This window comes from Martelella sp. K41-7 (assembly GCF_055808365.1).
Window position 1 is genome coordinate 3,728,180 of record NZ_CM147867.1, and the last position, 19,026, is coordinate 3,747,205.

Annotated in this window: 17 protein-coding genes; 4 read left to right on the plus strand and 13 right to left on the minus strand. The window is 61.6% G+C overall.

Translation table 11 applies throughout. From position 1 onward, the window contains the following. Nucleotide 1: 1 nt before the first annotated feature. The 7 genes from AC0L7L_RS17685 to AC0L7L_RS17715 form a co-directional block, all read right to left on the minus strand. Nucleotides 2-1,255, minus strand: coding sequence for a Zn-dependent hydrolase (locus AC0L7L_RS17685; RefSeq protein WP_272213382.1), 1,254 nt, complete (start codon nucleotides 1,253-1,255; stop codon nucleotides 2-4). Beyond that, nucleotides 1,252-2,631, minus strand: coding sequence for a dihydroorotase (locus tag AC0L7L_RS17690; RefSeq protein WP_272213384.1), 1,380 nt, complete (start codon nucleotides 2,629-2,631; stop codon nucleotides 1,252-1,254). The genes AC0L7L_RS17685 and AC0L7L_RS17690 overlap by 4 nt, the downstream gene beginning before the upstream one ends. A 10-nt stretch (nucleotides 2,632-2,641) precedes the next feature. Further along, on the minus strand, nucleotides 2,642-3,382 hold the full coding sequence (locus tag AC0L7L_RS17695) for an ABC transporter permease (protein WP_272213385.1): 741 nt from the start codon (nucleotides 3,380-3,382) through the stop codon (nucleotides 2,642-2,644). Next, entirely contained in the window at nucleotides 3,379-4,317 is a 939-nt protein-coding gene (locus AC0L7L_RS17700; RefSeq protein ID WP_473510413.1) for an ABC transporter ATP-binding protein, read from the minus strand. The genes AC0L7L_RS17695 and AC0L7L_RS17700 overlap by 4 nt, the downstream gene beginning before the upstream one ends. Then, nucleotides 4,314-5,516: an ABC transporter permease gene (locus tag AC0L7L_RS17705; protein WP_473510414.1), complete on the minus strand. Its 1,203-nt coding sequence runs from the start codon at nucleotides 5,514-5,516 to the stop codon at nucleotides 4,314-4,316. The genes AC0L7L_RS17700 and AC0L7L_RS17705 overlap by 4 nt, the downstream gene beginning before the upstream one ends. Nucleotides 5,517-5,768: 252 nt before the next feature. Further along, on the minus strand, nucleotides 5,769-6,686 hold the full coding sequence (gene osmF, locus AC0L7L_RS17710; protein WP_272213387.1) for a glycine betaine ABC transporter substrate-binding protein OsmF: 918 nt from the start codon (nucleotides 6,684-6,686) through the stop codon (nucleotides 5,769-5,771). Nucleotides 6,687-6,740: 54 nt separating this feature from the next. Beyond that, entirely contained in the window at nucleotides 6,741-8,291 is a 1,551-nt protein-coding gene (locus AC0L7L_RS17715; protein WP_272213388.1) for an aromatic amino acid ammonia-lyase, read from the minus strand. A gap of 139 nt (nucleotides 8,292-8,430) precedes the next feature. Between AC0L7L_RS17715 and AC0L7L_RS17720 the strand changes: the two genes are divergently transcribed. From AC0L7L_RS17720 to AC0L7L_RS17730, 3 genes are all read left to right on the plus strand, one after another. Beyond that, nucleotides 8,431-9,606, plus strand: coding sequence for a LysR family transcriptional regulator (locus AC0L7L_RS17720; RefSeq protein WP_473510417.1), 1,176 nt, complete (start codon nucleotides 8,431-8,433; stop codon nucleotides 9,604-9,606). A gap of 305 nt (nucleotides 9,607-9,911) precedes the next feature. Next, complete coding sequence (locus AC0L7L_RS17725; RefSeq protein ID WP_473514000.1) at nucleotides 9,912-11,051, plus strand: fumarylacetoacetate hydrolase family protein; 1,140 nt, start codon at nucleotides 9,912-9,914, stop codon at nucleotides 11,049-11,051. Between the two features lie 48 nt (nucleotides 11,052-11,099). Continuing rightward, the gene (locus tag AC0L7L_RS17730) at nucleotides 11,100-12,620 is read left to right on the plus strand and encodes an aldehyde dehydrogenase (NADP(+)) (protein WP_272213390.1); all 1,521 of its coding nucleotides are present in this window, start codon (nucleotides 11,100-11,102) and stop codon (nucleotides 12,618-12,620) included. A gap of 145 nt (nucleotides 12,621-12,765) precedes the next feature. On the opposite strand, the gene AC0L7L_RS17735 is transcribed toward AC0L7L_RS17730, so the two are convergent. Beyond that, the gene (locus AC0L7L_RS17735) at nucleotides 12,766-13,845 is read right to left on the minus strand and encodes a glycosyltransferase family protein (RefSeq protein ID WP_272213391.1); all 1,080 of its coding nucleotides are present in this window, start codon (nucleotides 13,843-13,845) and stop codon (nucleotides 12,766-12,768) included. 239 nt (nucleotides 13,846-14,084) lie between these two features. Between AC0L7L_RS17735 and AC0L7L_RS17740 the strand changes: the two genes are divergently transcribed. After that, entirely contained in the window at nucleotides 14,085-14,819 is a 735-nt protein-coding gene (locus AC0L7L_RS17740) for a Crp/Fnr family transcriptional regulator (protein WP_272213392.1), read from the plus strand. A 41-nt stretch (nucleotides 14,820-14,860) separates the two neighbouring features. Here the strand turns inward: AC0L7L_RS17740 and AC0L7L_RS17745 are convergent, their stop codons facing one another. The 5 genes from AC0L7L_RS17745 to AC0L7L_RS17765 form a co-directional block, all read right to left on the minus strand. Then, on the minus strand, nucleotides 14,861-15,139 hold the full coding sequence (locus AC0L7L_RS17745; protein ID WP_272213393.1) for an HPr family phosphocarrier protein: 279 nt from the start codon (nucleotides 15,137-15,139) through the stop codon (nucleotides 14,861-14,863). An 8-nt stretch (nucleotides 15,140-15,147) separates the two neighbouring features. Then, entirely contained in the window at nucleotides 15,148-15,549 is a 402-nt protein-coding gene (locus AC0L7L_RS17750) for a PTS sugar transporter subunit IIA (RefSeq protein WP_272213394.1), read from the minus strand. A gap of 159 nt (nucleotides 15,550-15,708) precedes the next feature. Next, nucleotides 15,709-16,200 (minus strand): HPr kinase/phosphorylase, encoded by a 492-nt coding sequence (locus AC0L7L_RS17755; protein ID WP_473510421.1) that lies wholly within the window; start codon nucleotides 16,198-16,200, stop codon nucleotides 15,709-15,711. Continuing rightward, nucleotides 16,197-17,906 (minus strand): sensor histidine kinase, encoded by a 1,710-nt coding sequence (locus AC0L7L_RS17760; protein WP_473514002.1) that lies wholly within the window; start codon nucleotides 17,904-17,906, stop codon nucleotides 16,197-16,199. The genes AC0L7L_RS17755 and AC0L7L_RS17760 overlap by 4 nt, the downstream gene beginning before the upstream one ends. A 181-nt stretch (nucleotides 17,907-18,087) precedes the next feature. Beyond that, complete coding sequence (locus tag AC0L7L_RS17765) at nucleotides 18,088-18,810, minus strand: response regulator transcription factor (RefSeq protein WP_272213398.1); 723 nt, start codon at nucleotides 18,808-18,810, stop codon at nucleotides 18,088-18,090. Nucleotides 18,811-19,026: the final 216 nt, after the last annotated feature.

Genomic DNA, 19,026 nt, shown 5'->3' on the forward strand with positions numbered 1-19,026 from the left:
CTCATTGCTCCATCAGTTGTTTGTCGAGCCGCTTTACCGCCTCGAGCAGGACTTCTGCTGCGAGCGCGATATCGGCGTTTTCCGCGAATTCTTCCGGTGTGTGGCTGCGCCCGTCACGGCAGGGAATAAACACCATGCCGGCCTTGGCGATCCGGGCCATGAAGGCGGCATCGTGACCTGCGCCAGACGCCATGCGGCGGTGGGTGGCCCCCGTCGTCTCGCAGGCATCATCGAGCACGTCCATCACCAGCGGATCCATCGGCATGGCAGGATTGTCGGAGACAAGGCGCGGCGCGGCGATGGCCACACCGTTATCCCCGGCAATGCCTTCAAGGCAGGATTCAAGCGAGGCCAGAAACGCGCCGAGATCGTCGCGGTGCTCCGAGCGGATATCGAGCAGCATGCGCACTTTCGAGGGCACCACATTGGCGGCGTTCGGCCACATCTCGAATTCGCCGGTCGTTGCGGCAAAATGGCCGGGTGTCGCCGAAAGCTCGCCGGCAAAGGTTTCAACCGCGAGCACCACATGGGCGCTGGCGGCAAGCGCATCGGCGCGGTGATCCATCGGCGTGGTGCCCGCATGGTCTGCGCGGCCCTCGACAATGATTTCCACGCGGGTGATCCCGGCAATGGCGGTGACCACGCCGATATCGCGTTTTTCGCTCTCCAGCACCGGGCCCTGCTCGATGTGGAGTTCGAGAAAGGCGCGAATATCGTCGCGGGCCTTCTGTTCGGCATCCGGATTGCCACCGACTTGCGTGATGCCATCGGCAAGCGTCATCCCACCTGCCTCCCGGCTCAGCCATTCGGCCGGGCGAACACCCGCCATCCCGCGCGAACCAATGCAGGAGACGCCGAAGATCGAGACCTCCTCGGCCAGGAAATCGGCAACCTCCAGATCATGGTCGAGTTCAACGCCGGCCTCCGTGAGGCCGCGCACCACTTCGAGTGCCACGACCACACCGGCAACCCCGTCGAACCGCCCGCCATCGGGCACCGTGTCGGAATGCGAGCCGAGCATGATCGTGCCTGAGCCGGGCGTCTTGCCCTTGCGAATGCCGGTCAGATTGCCGGCGGCGTCGATGCGGGTTTCAAGCCCTGCGGCCCGGAACGCCTTTTCGAGATAGGCACGGCCTTCAAGGAACAGCGGCGAGAAGGCGCGACGGGTCCACGGCCGGTTCTGTTCGGTAATCGCGGCAAGCGCGTCGATATCGGCTGCAATGCGCGCCGGAGAAACGGTGAGGTTGCGGCTCATTGTACCGCCTCGCGCAAAGGCAGACTCGCCTCAGGCCGCACGAATGCGCCGGCGCCGGGGTCGGTCACGCTCTTGCCGTCGAAGACCTGTTTTCCGCGCAGCCATGTCGCCGTCACCTTGTAGGGCAGGCGCATGCCGTTATAGGGCGACCAGCCGACGACATTGTTGCCGCTTTCCGCCGCATCATAGACAAAATCGCCCGGCTCGAGAACGGCGATATCGGCATGTTTGCCGATTTCGAGCGCGCCCTTCACATGATCGAGACGAAAATGCTTCGCGGGGTTTGCCGCCATCAGCCGTGCGGCCCAATGGAGCGGCACGCCATGCTCAAGCGCGCCCTTGATGAAAAACGGCATCATCACTTCCAGCCCCGGAACGCCCGAGGCATTGGCCAGCATGTCCGGATTGGTCTTGCGGTCTTCCGACCAGCTCACATGATCGGTGGAGACCAGGGTGACATTGCCGCAAGCGACATGACGCCAGAGCTTTTCCACCTCGGCGCGCGGACGCACCGGAGGATTGATCTTGGCCTTGCCGCCAAGCCGCTTGACATCGTTTTCCTCGTCCAGCGTCAGGTAATGGATGCAACACTCCACCGTGGCAGTGTGACCCTGGGCACGATAGGCTGCGGCGATCTCGTAGCCGCGACCAAGCGAGCAATGCACCACATGGGCGGGACAGCCAGTCGCCGCACCCGTCTCATAGATCTGGTGCATGGCGATGAGTTCCGTCAGCGGCGGGCGCGACAGGCCGTGGGCGCGGTAATCGGTGAGGCCGGAAGCCTTGACCCTGGCAATTGCCGCATTGACGAATTCATCGTCCTCATTGTGGGCACCGGCAGCAAGGCCGGTCGGCGCGATTGCGGCAAAGCACTCCTCCAGAAGCGCTGCCGGAATGCGGGGAAAACGGGTCGGGTGTGTGCCGAAGGTGGAGAACTTGAAGGCAGCGACCCCGGCTTCCACCTGTTCGGCAATCCGGGCAGCACCTTCAGCCGGATTGACCGTGCCGTAGAGCGCGAAATCAACGCGGGCCTGCGGCGATGCGTGGGCGATCTTCTTCTTCACGGCTTCGGCCGAATTGACCACATTGCCCTCGTCATAGGGCATGTCGACAATCGTGGTGACACCGCCGGAGGCAGCAGAGCGCGTCGACCAGATGAAATCCTCCTGGTCCTTCTGGCTGAGCGAATGCACCTGCGCGTCGATGCCTCCCGGCAGGATCAGGGCCGTCCCCAGATCATGACGCTCACGGGCGTCAGGCATTGCGCCCTGGCCGACGGCCGCGATCAGCCCGTCGCGGACAGCCACATGGCCGCCCTTCACCACCCGATCGGAAAGCACCAGCGTGCCTTTCAGAACGAGATCGAAATCCGACATTTGAATACTCCTAGTAGCTACGGCCGGTGCGCCGGGCCATGGACCGCTCGAACATCACGAACCCATCGTGAATGAGGAGCGCCAGAACGCCGACCACAAGGCCGCCTTGCAGAACGAAAGCGGTGTTGTTCGACAACAGCCCGGCGATGATGACCTCACCAAGCGTCTTGGCCGCGACAGTCGAGCCGATCGTCGCCGTTGCCAGCGAGATGACCACCGAAAGGCGGATGCCGGCCAGAATGACGGGAAACGCCAGCGGAAACTCGACCTGCGTCAGCCGCTGGGTGCCGGTCATACCGACCCCGCGCGCGGCCTCGGAGACATTGCCGGGAAGATTGGTCAGACCCGTCAGCGCATTTTCGAAGATCGGCAGCAACCCGTAGAGGAACAGCGCAATCAGCGTCGGGATCGGTCCGAAACCGAAGATCGGTACGGCCAGCGCCAGCACGGCGACCGGCGGGAAGGTCTGGCCGATATTGGCGATCGAGCGCGACAGCGGCAGGAATTCGACACCGAACGGCCTTGTGACGACGATGGCAAGACCGACAGAAAACAGCGTTGCCGCAACGGTTGCCACGCCGACAATGGCGAGGTGGCTGAGGGTCAGCGACAACAGGCTGGTCTGGGTATAGATCGCAGGGGCGCCGTTTTGTGTGAACGGCCGGAACACCGGAGCGAAGGCTTGCGGAAAGACGATAAAGGCAATCAGCAGCACCAGAAGGACCAGACGGACAAGAACAGAGGTTTTCATGATGACGGCCCCGCGGCACGACGGATCAGCGCGTCCCGGGTGACCCGGCCAACCACCTTGCCGTCACGTTCGACAGGAAGGGCGTCGCGTCCCGACCACAGCGTTGCGGCCAGCGCATCCTTCAGGCTTGCTGACGCCGGGATCGCTTCGCCGTCAGCCGCCCCGCCCTCGACAAGGTTGTCGCAGGCCTCGAGCGAGAGCATGCGGAAGGCCTTGTCGCCGGTGCCGAGCAGTTCATTGACGAAATCGCTTGCCGGATCGGCGATGATCTCGGCGGCCGGGGCGTATTGTTCAAGCCTGCCCTCATGCATGACGGCGATCTTGTGGCCGAGCAGGATGGCCTCGTCCATATCATGGGTGACCAGCACCACTGTGGTCGAAAACCGGCGCTGGATATCAAGCAGGTCCTCCTGCGCCTTGGCACGGATGATCGGATCGAGCGCGCCGAAAGGCTCGTCCATCAAAAGCACGGCAGGCTCTGCGGCCAGCGCGCGGGCCACGCCGATGCGCTGCTGCTGGCCGCCGGAAAGCTCATGCGGCATCCGGTCGCGAAAGGCTGACGGCTCCAGGTGAAAAAGTTCGAGCAATTCATCGACGCGGGCATCGCACCGCTTACGGTCCCAGCCGAGAAGCTTGGGCACCGTGCCGATATTTTCCGCCACCGAGCGGTGCGGGAACAGTCCGTGGCCCTGGATGGCATAGCCGATACCGCGCCGAAGCTCGTAGTCAGGCAGTTCGCGGTTGTCGCGCCCGTCAATGCGGATCGTACCGGATGTCGGTTCCACGAGGCGATTGATCATCCGCATCAGCGTGGTCTTGCCGGAGCCGGAGGTGCCGACAATTGCTGCAAGCTCACCACGCTCGACGGTGAGCGAGACATTATCGACGGCATTAAAGTCGCCATAGACCTTGGTAATTCCCTCGATCTCGATCATGCCCGGCTCCCCTTTTTGGCTTTTGTCTGGCTGATTTCAACAAGCGCATCGAGAATAATGGCTGCAGCAAAGGCCATGGCGACGACCGGCAGCGCGCCCAAAAGCACGAGATCGGTCGCGGTCTGAGCAATGCCCTGAAAAACGAATGTGCCGTATCCACCGCCGCCAATCAGCCCGGCGATCACGGCAAGGCCGATATTCTGCACCAGCACGATGCGGATTCCGGTGAGGATGACGGGAAAGGCAAGCGGCAGCTCCACCTGGAAAAGCTGCTGACGAACGGTCATGCCCATGCCACGGGCGGCCTCGCGCGCATCGCGCGGCACACTGTCGAGGCCGGCAACCGTGTTGGAAACAACCGGCAACAGCGAATAGGCAAACAGCGCAACAATCGCAGGCGCAAAGCCGATACCGGCAATGCCGAGTTCAGCAGCGCCCGGCACATTACGGCCAACCCACGCCAGCGGCGCGATCAGAAGCCCGAACAGCGCGATTGACGGGATCGTCTGCAGCACGTTCAGGCTGTTCAGGATCGTGGCCCGCGCCTTCGGCACGCGAAAACACAGGATGCCGATCGGAATGCCGGCGGCGGCGGCGGCAGCCAGCGAGCCGAAGGCCAGTTCCACATGTGTGCGGCCTTCGCGCCAGAAGGCGTCTGCGCGATTGCTATATTCCTTCAGGATCGAGAGATCGTTCCAGGCACCGGACCACAACAGCAGCCCGATCGCAGCGGCGGCGACCACGAGAAAGGCGATGCGCAGCAACGGTGGCAGCGCCTTGCGCACGATTGCATCGGCCATGGTGATCGAAAACGCGAACAGCATCAGCCAGAAACTCGCGCCGGGCGAGATGCGGGCGTAGGGATTGTCCGGTGGCATCAAATAATAGCCGGCACGGCCAACCATCAGCGCCAGAACCGCTATGGCGGCGATGGAAACGGCAAGCCGGACATTGACCGGCGTCTTGAACAGAACCACCGCGATGGCGGCCAGCATGGCAATGATGAGCGCGGCACCCTGCCAGGGCGGCATGGCCGCCCAGACCATCACATTGTCGGCAGAAACGATACGGTTTGCCCGGGAAAGCGCAAACGGCTGAAGAAACAGCGACAGGATCGCTATCGCCGCGACGATGACGCCGAGCTTGTCGAGCCTGAGCGCGGCGTGGCTTTCCTGTCGGGGGTCGCTGATGGCTGACATGGCGTGCCCTTCGCTTGGCAACGGTGATCCGTCCCGCTCATGTGGCGGGTGTTCGCAGTAAGTCGGGTAAAGCCCGCTTCGTATCACCCGCGCCATGCGCGGGCGTTTTGCGTTTGCAGTCCTTTTCCGTGGATCCCGGCCTCAAGCCGGGATCCGGAGCCATTTTACGGGCTACTCTATCTGCGTTTTGCAGCCTTGTGTCTTACCGCCCGCAATGCCAGGCAATCCCGGCATTGCGGAAGGGAAGGCCTGTTACTTCACGAACCCGTTTGAGGTCAGGTAGTCCTTGGCAACCGCATCGGCAGGTTCACCGCCGACCTGGACGCGACCGTTGAGGTCCTGCAGAGTTTCAAGCGTCAGACCCTCGAAGACCGGCTTCAGGATATCTGCAATCTGCGGATATTCCTCGAGGCTGGCTTCGCGGATGATCGGGGTCGGTAGATAGACCGGCTGCACGCCCTTGTCGTCTTGCATCACCTTCAGGCCCGAAGGGGCAATGCCGCCGTCGGTACCGTAGACCATGGCAGCGTTGGCGCCGGAGGTCTGCTTGGCAGCCGCCGCAATCGTTGCCGCCGTGTCACCGCCGGAAAGCTGGATCAACTGACCGGAGGTCAGGGCGAAACCATAGGCTTCCTGAAAGGCCGGCAATGCTGCAGGCGAGGTGACGAATTCGGAAGACGCGGCAAGCTTCACCTTGCCACCGCCGGCGACATAGGCGCCGAACTCGCTCATATTGGAGAGGTTGTTCGGGTCGGCGACATCCTTGCGCAACGCAATCGCCCAGGTGTTATTGGCATCCGCCGGGGTAAGCCAGACGATCTTGTTGGCGTCGTAGTCAAGCTTCTTGGCTTCTTCATAGCCGGCCTCGGGCTTGTTCCAGACCGGCAGATCGGTCTTGTTGAAGAAGAAGGCGGCATTGCCGGTATATTCCGGATAGATGTCGATCTGACCTTGCGTGATCGCCTGACGGACGATCGGGGTCCCGCCGAGCTGTATCTTGTTTTCGGTCGGAATGTCATTGGCCTGAAGAGCCTGAATGATGATGTTGCCGAGCACGCCACCTTCCGTGTCGATCTTGGAGGAAACCACGACCGGATCGGCCGAGGCGGTTCCTGCAAAGGAAAACGCGGTGACGGCGAGCGCGCCGGTCAATGTCAAAAGTCGTTTCATGATCTGTCCCTCTCTTGCCGGTCCATCCGGACCTTTAAAGCGTTACCTGCGGCCTCAGGCCTTTTCAGGCGGTGCGAGTGCGAAAAAGTCATCGAGCAGGGCAAGTGGTGCCTGTTCGATCAGTCTGGTCATCGTCGCGTCCGAGCCGAGTTCCTCTTCGATCTGTTCAACCTCGCTCGAAAGCGGCCTGTCTTTCAGATAGAGCGCGGAGTGCGTTCTGACGATAGCATAGACGAGATTTGCTACACCACGCGGCTCATCGCCGGAAATATCCATGGCCTGTGCGGCCAGCAACGCCTCAAGTCCGGCCATGCGTCTCAGTGCCCGGACCTGGCGCTCGAAACGCTCGACCACCAGCGGCAGAAAGGCGGCCTCGTCCTCGATACCGCCAGCCACCACCAGCGACTGCGCCGAAATCGGCGCTGACAGTGTCTGGGTCCTGACAAAGAGGTCGCCCGCAAGCTTCAGGATCGGGCCGAAACCGGTTGCCACGGTGCCATGAGGCACCAGATTGACCGGAAGGCCGCGCCGTCCGCCATTGGTCAGAATGACGCAGCGATTGAAGATGTTGCGGGCCACATGGGCCATCGCGATCTGGGCGGCCTGCACGTAAATGGTGACGTCGAGCGGCAGCGAACCACCGGAGGTCAGAACCTCGTTGCCGATCACCACCGGATTGTCGTCGGTGCGACCGGTCGCGGCGAGAATGGTATTGCCGGCAATCGTCAGACTTTCGATAGCGGTGCCGAACACCTGCGGCATCATGCGGATGCTCAAGGGATCCTGCACATGGCTCGCCGAAATCCAGCCCCAGTCGTCATAGGCCCGGCAAAGCCAGGTGCCGATATCCGCATGGGCATGGGTGCCAACCTCAACCACCGAGCGCCAGGGCGCAATTGCCCCGCCCATGGCACCGGCCGTTGCCAGACCGGTCGCCAGCAGCACGCGCACCGCAAGAGCAGCCTTGTGCAGCGCGGACGCCGCCGAAGCATAGCCGATGGCGTTCAGCGAAAACGAAGCGAGGGCATCGCGCGGCTCCATCTTGAGCGGCTGAAGCCCGGCCAGCGCAAAAGCTTCGGTCGTCGGCATGCGGCGGCCCTTGTACAGCACATCGCCAGCGCCGGTGAGCGCCGCCGAAACCTGCCCCATCAAGCCAATATCGGCACAGCCAATCGAGCCGGTGCGGCGCACGACCGGAATCAAATCATGTTCCAACAAGGCCTGAAAGGCTTCGACCAGCGCCATCGAGCAGCCAACCCGTCCGGTCAGCGCGGTATTGATGCGAATGGCAATCGCATTGCGCACGATCTCGACCGGAAAGGGATCACCGGTACCGAAATGGTGGGCGCGCACCAGGCCGAGATTGAACTCTTCGAGCGCTTCCAGCGTCCACTCGGTGTCCTTCATCGCGCCGACGCCGGTATTGGCGCCGTAGATCGAAAGCCCTTCGGCAAGCCGGTCGCGGACCACCTGATGGGCCCGCTCGACCCGTTCGACGCCCGCATAGGTAACCGCGGGAAGCGCGCAACCGGCGCCGATCCGCGACAGAATGTCGAAGCTCAGCGGCTGGCCTGAAAACATGATGCTTTTGTTCTTCGCGTTCATTCGGTTCCCCATGCGTTGACGGCAGAGTATTGGATTATTGTCAAAGACGGGATATCCCATATGTTGAACGGGTGATGCTCTTGATTTATGCAATGTCTCGTTTGCCTAATTTTTAGGCCGTTCACCGGAGGCGCGATCATTGGATATCCTGACGCTGTGCAGCGTGTATGAAGTGCTGAAATGCGGCGGGCTCAGGCCTGCCGCCCGCGCGCTCAAACGCCCGCCAGCCAGCATGGCAGCCGCCGTCAACCGGATAGAGAACGAGTTGGCCACACCTCTGGTGCAAAAAGCCGGTTCACGGCTGTCGCTGACGCTTGAGGGCCGGCGGTTGATGCCGGATCTGGCGCTTGCTGCGGGCACCGCCCGCGCGCTCGGCGAGCTTGCGGAGATCGAAGCCGAACGCAGGGCTATGCTAAACGTCAGCCTCCTCACGCTTTCGCGCTACTGCCACGTGGCGCGGATGGGCAGCATCCGCCGTGCCGCACGCGAGATCGGCATCGGTCAGCCGCAGCTTTCCCGGCAGATCTCCGCCTTCGAACATGAGATAAACCGCGCCCTTTTCATCCGCAATTCGGATGGTGTCGACCTGACACCTGCCGGACAGCAAGTGCTGGCGCTTGCCGAAGTTCTGGAGGAGGTCTGGAAGCGGCTGACCAAGAGTGCAGCCCGTCAGTTTCGCCGCACCGTCTCCACCTGTCATCTCGGCTCTGTGATCCCGCTCGGCTATGAGAGCAATACGGCGCGTTCGCTCGCCCGCCTTTCGGCGCGCTGGCTGGAACAGCGGCCCGAGGCGCCGCTGTTCATCTCTTCGACCACAGCGGACGAACTGATGCGCGGCCTGCAGGGCGGAAGTTATGACGTGGCGCTGCTCGACACTGAGGCGATCCCCGAAAGCTATGAACGCCGGACGATCTCGCACTCTCGGCTTTCCGTCGTCGGGCCGCGCACGCTGATTGAGAAAAGCGGCGGGGATATTGCCAATCTGGTTCTGACCCGGCCGATCGCGGTGCCGAGCCTGAAAAGCGGGCTTCGCCAGAAGGCCGATGCGCTGTTCGCCGAAAAGCTGGGCGAGCCCGAACGGGCCGCCATGCGCCTTGTCGAGGTCGATTCCCTGCCGATCATCGTCAATCTCGTCATCGAACAGGGTTTTGTTGCGGTCCTGCCCGAGGCGGCCTTCCTGACCATGGCGGCCCCGATCGGCAGCATTCCGCTCGAGGCGCGTTTCAGCCTCACCCTTTCCCTCGTCTGGCCGCCGACGGCCGCCGCCAGCCGTCACGCCGGGCGTATCCTCGAGCTTCTACCTTCGGCCGAGTGAAGCGACGACGTGCAGAAGGTGAGCAATGGTTCTGTTCAAAATACAGTCGAAATCCTAAGTGAGCCGTCTGCAATGGCGCGCGGGATCGGGATGAAGACGCCCGCCTTCAACCGGTGCTTCGGGCGACACCGGGGGCTTGCCATCGGACGCGCGGCCCTGCCTTTTCTTGCCCGCCTCATGAAGGACAGCCCGGGATGACTGCCCGGAAGGCTGGAATATCGCCGCATTGTCGCTTAAGTGTAATCCGCCTTTACGTTGGGACGGAGACGGCGCGATCTGCGCCGGGCATGAGGACACTTGCGATGATGATTATTGATGACCAGAACGGAACCTGGCTCGGGCGTGTTTTTCTGCCCGAAGCCAAAGGACCGGCCGTTGTAACGCTACGTGGCGGCGCGCTTTACGATATCACCTCAAAGATCGCGCCGACGGTGCGCGACATCTGCGAAATGCCTGATCCGGCCGGCTATGTCGCCGAGGCACCCGGATTCCGGCTCGCCACGCTGGAAGAGATTGCGGATGCCAGCCCCGGCGATGAGAGCCATGTCCATTTCCTGTGCCCATCAGACCTCCAGCCGGTCAAGGCCTGCGGCGTCACATTTGCGCGCTCGATGGTCGAGCGCGTGATCGAGGAAAAAGCCGCCGGCGACCCCAAAAAGGCCGAGACAATCCGCGCGCGTATCGGCGCGGCCATCGGCGCCAGCCTGAAGAATATCGAGGCGGGATCGAAGGCAGCGGCAGCCGCCAAAGAGGCGCTGGTCCGCGAGGGTCTCTGGAGCCAGTATCTCGAAGTCGGGATCGGCCCGGATGCGGAAGTGTTTTCCAAGGCACAGGTGCTCTCCGCCGTTGGTCCGGGCGCCGATGTCGGCCTGCATCCGGTCTCGCAATGGAACAATCCGGAGCCCGAAGTGGTTCTCGCGGTATCGTCGGCCGGCAGGATTGTTGGTGCCACGCTTGGCAATGACGTCAATCTGCGCGATGTAGAGGGACGTTCCGCATTGTTGCTCGGCAAGGCAAAAGACAACAATGCCTCGGCCTCAATCGGCCCGATGATCAGGCTTTTCGACGACAGCTTTACGCTCGACAATGTGCGCAGGGCCGAAATTACGCTGACGGTAGCTGGCGAGGACGGTTTTGAAATGACGGGGCATTCCTCAATGTCGGAAATCAGCCGCGATCCGGAAGCGCTTGTCAGCCAAACCATCGGCCGGCATCATCAGTATCCCGATGGCTTTATGCTCTATCTCGGAACGCTGTTTGCCCCGAGCGAAGACCGCGAAGTGCCGGGAGAGGGCTTTACCCACAAGCCGGGCGACAGGGTGACGATTTCATCGCCCGGTCTCGGCCGTCTTGAAAACACCGTGCAGCTTTCGACCGAATGCCCGCCATGGACGTTCGGTATTCGCGCGCTGATGACAAACCTCGCGGCGCGCGACCTTATCTGAGCCGGTATGTGTTTCCGTCCAATTGAAAATTTCCCAGGAGAACTGACTATGACCTTTAAACCACACGGCAAACATCTGATCGGCGGCGAATGGATTGGGACGGATATCAGTTTTTCCTCAACACCCGTCAGCGGTGAGCCGATCGAATATTGTGAGGCGAATGATGATCTGATCGACCAGGCCGTGAAGTCGGCCGAGGCCGCCTTCTGGACCTATGGTTATGCGACACGCAGGGATCGCGCCGGATTTCTGAACAAGATCGCCGACGAAATCGAAAAGCGCGGCAGCGATATTACCGCGATCGCTTCCGCCGAGACCGGCCTTCCCGAAGCCCGCCTCGAGGGCGAACGCGGACGCACAACCGGCCAGCTGCGCCTTTTTGCACGCCATATCCTTGATGGCGATTATCTCGACCGCCGCCATGATGCTGCCAATCCCGATGCGACCCCGCCAAGCCCGGACCTGAAGATGGTACAGCGCCCGATCGGACCTGTCGCCGTGTTCGGGGCATCGAATTTCCCGCTCGCCTTCTCCACGGCCGGCGGCGATACGGCCTCGGCGCTTGCCGCAGGCTGCCCGGTCGTCGTCAAGGGGCATCCGGCCCACCCCGGCACTGGTGAGATCATCGCTGAGGCGATAGCCGCAGCGGCGGAAAAATGCGGAATTCACCCCGGCGTATTCTCGTTGCTGCAAGGCGCGTCGCATGAGGCCGGCAGCGCGCTCGTCACCCATCAGCTGATCAAGGCGGTCGGGTTTACCGGCTCGCTTGCCGGCGGCAAGGCATTGTTCGATCTCTGCGCGCGGCGCGACGAGCCTATTCCCTTCTTCGGTGAACTTGGCTCGGTCAACCCGAATTTCCTGATGCCCGATGCGCTGGCAAACCGTGGCGAGGACATCGCCAGAGGCTGGGCCGGCTCGCTGTCCATGGGTGTCGGCCAGTTCTGCACCAATCCCGGTATCGTTATCACGCTCGCCGGCCCGGAATCCGACCGTTTTGCCGATGCAGCCGCAAAGGCCCTCGGTGATGTCGGCCCCTCACCGATGCTCACCGAGGGTATCGCCGAAGCATTCCGCCGCGGGCGTGGCAATGTCGCCGGAACGGATGGTGTGAAGACGCTGGTAAAAGCTGCGTCTGAGGGCCGCGAAGGCGCACCGGCATTGTTTACCGTAAGCGGCAAGGATTTCCTCGACCATCCGGGGCTTTCGCACGAAGTTTTCGGACCGCTTGGCATCGTGGTGATGGCTGCCAATGCCCAGGAAATGCGGGCCATAGCCGAACGGCTTGAGGGTCAACTGACCTGCACGCTGCATCTGGACGATGACGATATCGAATTCGCACAGAGCCTTGTGCCCCTGCTGGAGCGCAAGGCCGGCCGGTTGCTTGCGAATGGCTTTGCCACCGGGGTGGCGGTGGCCGATGCCATGGTTCACGGCGGACCCTATCCGGCCTCGACCAATTTCGGCGCCACGTCCGTCGGCTCGCTGGCAATCCGTCGCTTCCTGCGCCCGGTCTGCTACCAGAGCATGCCGTCGGCACTGTTGCCGGAAGATCTGCGCCATATCGGCTAAACAGATCCAGAAACCTGATAAGATTATCGCCTCGCATCGGTTTCGATACGAGGCGATTGTCGTTTTCGCGGGAACAAACGGAGTTCATCGACCATCAGGCAATTCGCCGGCGCCGATGGCCCCAAGCTCTGTGACCACGCCAGTATCATTTCTCCGGGGACGCGGTTGGGCAGGTGGCAAGCCCGTTTACAATGCCGCAGGGCCGACTGGGCCTTTTCCAGGTTGGCGCTTCAAGCATTTCCTTCCAGGCCAACGCCACATGTTGCATGCGAAACGGCGCGGGAATGTCGACTATTGGCGGCGACAGGCGCCATAGGTCGAGCCTCGCGCCGACAGCATCGAGTTCATTGCTATCGATTGCCTGTCCGGACACACCGGCAATCTCGTCATTGACGCCAACACCCTTGTGGAAAAGCACAGGTGTCCCAATGGCGTTCGCCTCGGCCAAAAGCTGACTGAAGGGTCCACCGCACCGCGTCTGAGGATAGAAGACGCACAGTGAACGCCGCATCCGCCCAATCATTGCGGTGCGGGGAAGACGGCCGAGAAAGTTGACGCCGCTAGGAATACGGTCTCCCGGCCACACAAGACCGGCCGGCTCGGCAATATCAAGCCGCAGCGCCGGTCGGTCGCGGCGCACGGCCTCGAACTTGGCGAGGACCTCCGGCATGCCTTTCAGAGGCATGCCCGGATAGAAAAGCCGGTCGGGATCACGCGGCGTGTCGTCGGCAACAAGGTCATCGTCAACAGGCGAATAGATCCAACCGATCTCCGGGAGCCAGCGATTTTCGGGTTGCAGAAATGCCGTGACGCCTTCGGCATGGGTGCGCGAAACGCAAATGATCTTGATCCCGGCATCGGCCAGTGCCTCGCCCATTCGACGATTGTGACGTCCGGGATTGCGGTGCAGCCACAGGAAAATCGGGCAATCGCGGTTAAGCTTGCGGGCCCGCAGTGCGGCCTTCCAGGAATTGATCACGATGATACCGGCGACGCCGGCAACATTGTCGCCGTTAACGGCATCGAGCGGACGATAAAGACCGTATCGGTCACGGTCCATGATAGTCCGTCCATTCTGGTAGAAATGGAAACGCAAGCTGCCGCTCAGCGCGCGCGCGACCCGCAAAACAGCGGTTTCGGTTTCGCCAGCTGCATAGCCGTCAAGCGCGGTCACGGTGCAAGACGTCAGGCAAAATGGGTCGATAATGGCTACGGCGGAGGACACTTAGCGCGCCTCCTTCCGCCGCGGGAGGCAGGCTTCGGACATCCAGGTTCTCCTCGTGTAAGGCCCGTATCTGAACCCTTTCATTGCAGTACGCATTAAACTGGTTTGAAATCGGAAGATTTGGCGAAATAATGTCACTCGCCACGCAAAACAGATCAGTTTTCCGTTGCGATGCGTGCCCGCGCACGCCATTTTTGCCGGACCCTGGTCGCAGGGCCTTTCGCCAAGGATCGGAGCAGATGAGCCAAAATAGCTGCCTGGTGCAGAAACTGTCACATTACGTGCCGCTGAACCCGCGTTCGCGGGACAATATCACCCGTCTGGAGCGGGATGAAAGGGACTATGGCAAGGGTACCGAAATCCACCGGGAAGGCCAGCGCAATGCGAACCTCTATGTCGTCAAGCATGGCTGGCTCTACAGCTATACCGACATGAAGGACGGCCGAAGGCAGATTGTCGAAATTCATCATCCGGGCGATATCGTCGGTTTCTCCGATATTGCCTTCGACACCTGTACAACCGTGTTGCGCGCGGCGGAGGACGTTCGCCTCTGCCCGTTTCCGAAAAAGGATCTCGACGACGTTTTCCGCGACGCACCGCAGCTTGCCGCCCTGTTGTTTGCGCTTGCCGTACGTAACCAGGTCATCCTGATTGATTTTCTCCAGGCCATCGGGCGCATGAGCGCGCGCGAGCGGATCGCCTATCTGCTGCTCGATCTCATGGCCCGCCTGCGCATCACCAACAAGTCGATGAAGACCGTGTTCCGCCTGCCGCTCAACCAGACCGAGATTTCCGATGTTCTGGGACTGACGAATGTCTATGTCAGCCGCTCCTTCATGGCCTTGCAGAAGGACGGCCTGATCCGGCGCGACAATGGCACCGTCGAAGTGCTGGAGGAGGAAAAGCTGGTGCAGCTCTGTGACTTCGTTGACCGCCATTCACGGGTCGATACGAGCTGGTTTCCGGCTGGCTGACCGCATGCGCACATCCGGCGCCGACCAGAACGGCGATCGGCTCAGCTCTCTTCTCCGAAACGGCCGGCAATCAGAGCCTTGATGGCGTCAAGCGCCGCTTCCGCTTCGGGACCTTCCGCCGAAACGACAATCGTGCTGTCGATGCCGGCTGCCAGCATCATAAGCCCCATGATCGATGTGCCTCCAACGGTCATCCCGTCCTTGGTGACACGGACCGAAGCGTCGATCTTTTCAACGGTCTGCACAAACTTCGCCGAGGCACGCGCATGCAAGCCCCTGCGATTGACGATCGTGAACGTGCGGGAAACCGGATCGTTCATCGGGGCCGCTATTTCCCGCTCAGGACACGGCTTGCGACATTGATATAGCGTCGCCCCGCGTCCTCGGCTTCGGCAAGCGCCCTTGCCATGTCGTTTTCGGTACGCACAGCCACCAGCTTGATCAGCATCGGTAGATTGACGCCGGCAATGACCTCGGTCGTGCCACTATTCATCACCGAAATGGCGAGGTTGGACGGCGTGCCACCGAACATGTCGGTCAGGATGATAACGCCATTGCCGCCATCGACCTTGCCCACCGCAGCAAGAATATCGTCGCGGCGGCGGTCCATATCGTCCTCCGGACCGATCGAAACGGTCTCGATCGCTTCCTGTGGCCCGACAACATGCTCGACCGCCAGCCGGAATTCCTCCGCCAGACGTCCATGGGTCACAAGCACCAGTCCGATCATTTTCGCGCCACTCCCTTTGCAACTGTCCACGCCCATCGCCTTCGCGCCGACAGTTTCGCATCTTGTCGATGCGCGCGCGAAGTGCAAGAAAAAATGGGGACATTTTCACGTGAATTCAAATACACGCTCCTCGGGATGCCCGGACCAGGCATTGCCCGTTCAAGGATCTACGAAACGGCTTGGCCGAGCAGGCAGGCCAAATTCAAGCCCCGGGCAGAGCGCGCACAGTTTGTAGAACGGGGCAGGCGCGGGCCAACGCAGGAAAAGCTGCGGCAGGCGGTGGTCCTGATCGTCAAGCGCAAGCCACCCGTCACGCGGCAGACGTTCGGCCTTATCGGCCGGGACGGGAGCCAGAGCAAAATCCATGACAGCACTGTCGAGATTCGGCACTTGCGCAAGACCGGAGCAGCGGACCTCAATCAGACCTGCGATGGCGCCAGGGGCAGATGCGATGACCCGGCCGGACGCAAATGTCACCAGAACCTGATCGTCGGCCACCAGCGCCGCGTAAAGGGCATGGCGCCGCGCCGCGCCGAGCAGGGCGATTGCGAGTTCGCTCTTGCCGGCGCCGGAAGGCCCGGTGATCAGGATACCCGTCGCGCCGATGACAATCGCGGTGGCGTGCCGGTTTACGGGGGCTCCGGCCGTCATTGCGCCTTGCCGCCGGCGGCGGGCAATTTAAGGGTAAAGCGCGCGCCCTTCGCTGCACCGTCAGCTTCCGGACCGGCGATGTTTTCCGCCGTCAGCGTACCACCATGAGCCTCGGCGATCTGTCTGGAAATGGAAAGACCGAGACCGGAATTCTGGCCGAAGGCCTCGCCATCCGGCCTGTCGGTGTAAAACCGCTCGAAGATCCGCTCCAGCGCATCCGGGCGAATACCGGGGCCGTTATCCTCGACGGTAATAACGATCTGGTTGCGCGTGCGCGTCAGCGTGACTTCGATGCGCCCGCCCTGGTCGGGCACGAAGGAGCGTGCGTTTTCGATCAGATTGGTGACGATCTGGCCGATCCGGAGATCATGGCCAAAGGCCTCGAAGGCATTTTTGCCCTGACTGGCGGGATTGACGGTGAGGTCGAGTTCAACCGACTTGTGCCGCCTGCGGGTTTCGCGCGAAATCGTCACCAGATCCTTCAGCAGGGCCTCCGCATCAAAGCGTCTGGCATCCTCACGCGCCAGTTCCGCATCGAGGCGGGAGGCGTCCGAGATATCGCTGATCAGCCGGTCGAGGCGTCGAACATCATGCTGGATGATTTCCGTCAGCCGCGCCTTCGATTCCTCGGTTTTTGCCAGCGGCAGGGTCTCGACCGCGCTTCGCAGCGAGGTGAGCGGGTTCTTCAGCTCATGGGCGACATCGGCGGCGAAGCTGTCAATGGCATCGATCCGGTCATAAAGCGCCGTCGTCATTTCCCGAAGCATGGTCGAAAGATGGCCGATCTCGTCCTGACGGGCGGAGAAATCCGGGATTTCCTCGCGCTCGCGCGGCCCGCCGCGGCGCACCCTGACGGCCGCCTCGGAAAGGCGGCGCAGCGGACTTGCGATCGTCGATGACAGCATGAAGGAAAGGATCATCGTGACCAGCGCCGTGACCCCGAAAACACGGATGATCGCAATCCGCTCGGCGTGGACAATCTTGTCGATATCGCCAGCCTGCGTGGACAAGAGCAGGACGCCAAGCACCGCGCGAAAGCGCTGGATGGGCACGGCCACGGAGACGATCAGGCCACCCCGGTCTGTGACCCGCACGACGGCCGAACGCTGCGCGTCGAGCGCTTTGTTGACCTCTGGATAAATCGAGCCATCGCCGCCGGGCGCTTCTTCGTAGCGCGGCAGATCGCCCGGCTGCAGGAACCGGTTCATCAGATTGCCGAGTTCTTCGCTGATGTTTTCCGTCGTTGACTGGGCGGTGTCGGGTAAATCGTAGCGCAGAACCTGACCGCGCGAATAGAGATAGCGCGAATCGAGGATCAGATTGGCGTCGGGGTCGTAAATGCGCGCGCGGGTGCGGGTCGGCGAAATCAGTCTCCTCAGGATCGGCGCGACCTTTTCCGGATTGAGCGGAAAACGCAGATCCTCATCGCTGGACGATGGACGCGCGCTCTCGCCCGCCTGCAGCTCCAGAAGCTTCTGCGGGTCGATTGTCAGCGTATCGGTTTCGACCGAAGCGGAAGAGGCGATCGCACCTGCAATGATCTCGCCCTGGGTCAGAAGACTTTCCACACGGGCATCGATCAGTCCTTCACGGAACTGGTTGAGATAGAGGATGCCGCCGACCAGAAAGAACAGTGCCAGAAGATTAAAAAACAGGATACGCCAGTTGAGGCTCGAAAACACGGTCGAGGCCAAGACCCAGCGCATGACCGCGAAGGGCTTGCGCCAGCGCCGGGCCGGTTTCCTGCTTTCTGCTTTGTCGCCGTCTTTCGTCAATCTCAACCCTGCTTGCGCTGCCGCATGCGGCGCTGGCCACGTTTGAAGCCCGCAATTGCGCCTAATCTGTGTCGGGCTGTCCGGCTTGCTTGCCACGCCCTGTCCGGCGAACTCAGGCGGCTTCGCGGAAACGGTAGCCGACGCCGTAAAGGGTTTCGATCATATCGAAATCGGTGTCAACCAGCTTGAATTTCTTGCGCAGGCGCTTGATGTGGCTGTCGATCGTGCGATCATCGACATAGACCTGATCGTCATAGGCTGCATCCATCAGGGCGTCGCGGCTCTTGACCACGCCGGGGCGCTGGGCCAGCGAATGCAGGATCAGAAACTCGGTGACAGTCAGTGTCACGGGATCACCCTTCCAGGTGCAGGTGTGGCGCTCACGGTCCATCACCAGCGGGCCACGCTCGAGGGGCCTGTTGGCTTCGCCCTCGCCGGGTTTGGCCCCACCGCCGGCAATGGCGGCCTCGCGGGCGGCAACACGGCGCAGTACGGCGCGCACACGCTCCACCAGAAGCCGCTGCGAAAACGGCTTGGTGATGAAATCGTCAGCGCCCATCTTCAGACCGAAGAGCTCATCGATCTCTTCATCCTTCGAGGTCAGGAAGATCACCGGAACGTCCGATTTCTGACGCAATCGCCGCAGAAGCTCCATGCCATCCATACGCGGCATCTTGATGTCGAAGATGGCCAGCTGCGGCGGATTGGCCTGAAGCCCGGTCAGCGCCGTCGCGCCGTCGGTATAGGTATCGACACGATAGCCTTCGGATTCCAGCGCAATCGACACCGAGGTCAGAATGTTCCGGTCGTCATCCACGAGCGCGATTGTCTGCATGATGGGCTCCCTGACTGCAGTTTATGGTCATTGGACGGCAGCTGAGTTCTCCGTCTCTCTGTTTCTAGCATTTGTTGGAAAAAAACTAGAACAAATTGTGGCAAGACCAACCGAAGCGCGCGCTTCGCCGATAAAAACGAATTTAATGACCAGGGCCTGGATCGCGATAACAGATTGAGAATCCACGAAAAACACATGAAGCGTGTAAATACGACA

Coding starts and splice junctions, on each gene's coding strand:
- AC0L7L_RS17745 (WP_272213393.1), bottom strand. CDS start 15,139: ATGAACGATCCGGTTTCCCGCACGTTCACGATCGTCAATCGCAGGGGC.
- AC0L7L_RS17755 (WP_473510421.1), bottom strand. CDS start 16,200: ATGACGGCCGGAGCCCCCGTAAACCGGCACGCCACCGCGATTGTCATC.
- AC0L7L_RS17715 (WP_272213388.1), bottom strand. CDS start 8,291: ATGAACGCGAAGAACAAAAGCATCATGTTTTCAGGCCAGCCGCTGAGC.
- osmF (WP_272213387.1), bottom strand. CDS start 6,686: ATGAAACGACTTTTGACATTGACCGGCGCGCTCGCCGTCACCGCGTTT.
- AC0L7L_RS17695 (WP_272213385.1), bottom strand. CDS start 3,382: ATGAAAACCTCTGTTCTTGTCCGTCTGGTCCTTCTGGTGCTGCTGATT.
- AC0L7L_RS17685 (WP_272213382.1), bottom strand. CDS start 1,255: ATGAGCCGCAACCTCACCGTTTCTCCGGCGCGCATTGCAGCCGATATC.
- AC0L7L_RS17690 (WP_272213384.1), bottom strand. CDS start 2,631: ATGTCGGATTTCGATCTCGTTCTGAAAGGCACGCTGGTGCTTTCCGAT.
- AC0L7L_RS17730 (WP_272213390.1), top strand. CDS start 11,100: ATGACCTTTAAACCACACGGCAAACATCTGATCGGCGGCGAATGGATT.
- AC0L7L_RS17705 (WP_473510414.1), bottom strand. CDS start 5,516: ATGTCAGCCATCAGCGACCCCCGACAGGAAAGCCACGCCGCGCTCAGG.
- AC0L7L_RS17725 (WP_473514000.1), top strand. CDS start 9,912: ATGATTATTGATGACCAGAACGGAACCTGGCTCGGGCGTGTTTTTCTG.
- AC0L7L_RS17700 (WP_473510413.1), bottom strand. CDS start 4,317: ATGATCGAGATCGAGGGAATTACCAAGGTCTATGGCGACTTTAATGCC.
- AC0L7L_RS17750 (WP_272213394.1), bottom strand. CDS start 15,549: ATGATCGGACTGGTGCTTGTGACCCATGGACGTCTGGCGGAGGAATTC.
- AC0L7L_RS17740 (WP_272213392.1), top strand. CDS start 14,085: ATGAGCCAAAATAGCTGCCTGGTGCAGAAACTGTCACATTACGTGCCG.
- AC0L7L_RS17765 (WP_272213398.1), bottom strand. CDS start 18,810: ATGCAGACAATCGCGCTCGTGGATGACGACCGGAACATTCTGACCTCG.
- AC0L7L_RS17760 (WP_473514002.1), bottom strand. CDS start 17,906: ATGCGCTGGGTCTTGGCCTCGACCGTGTTTTCGAGCCTCAACTGGCGT.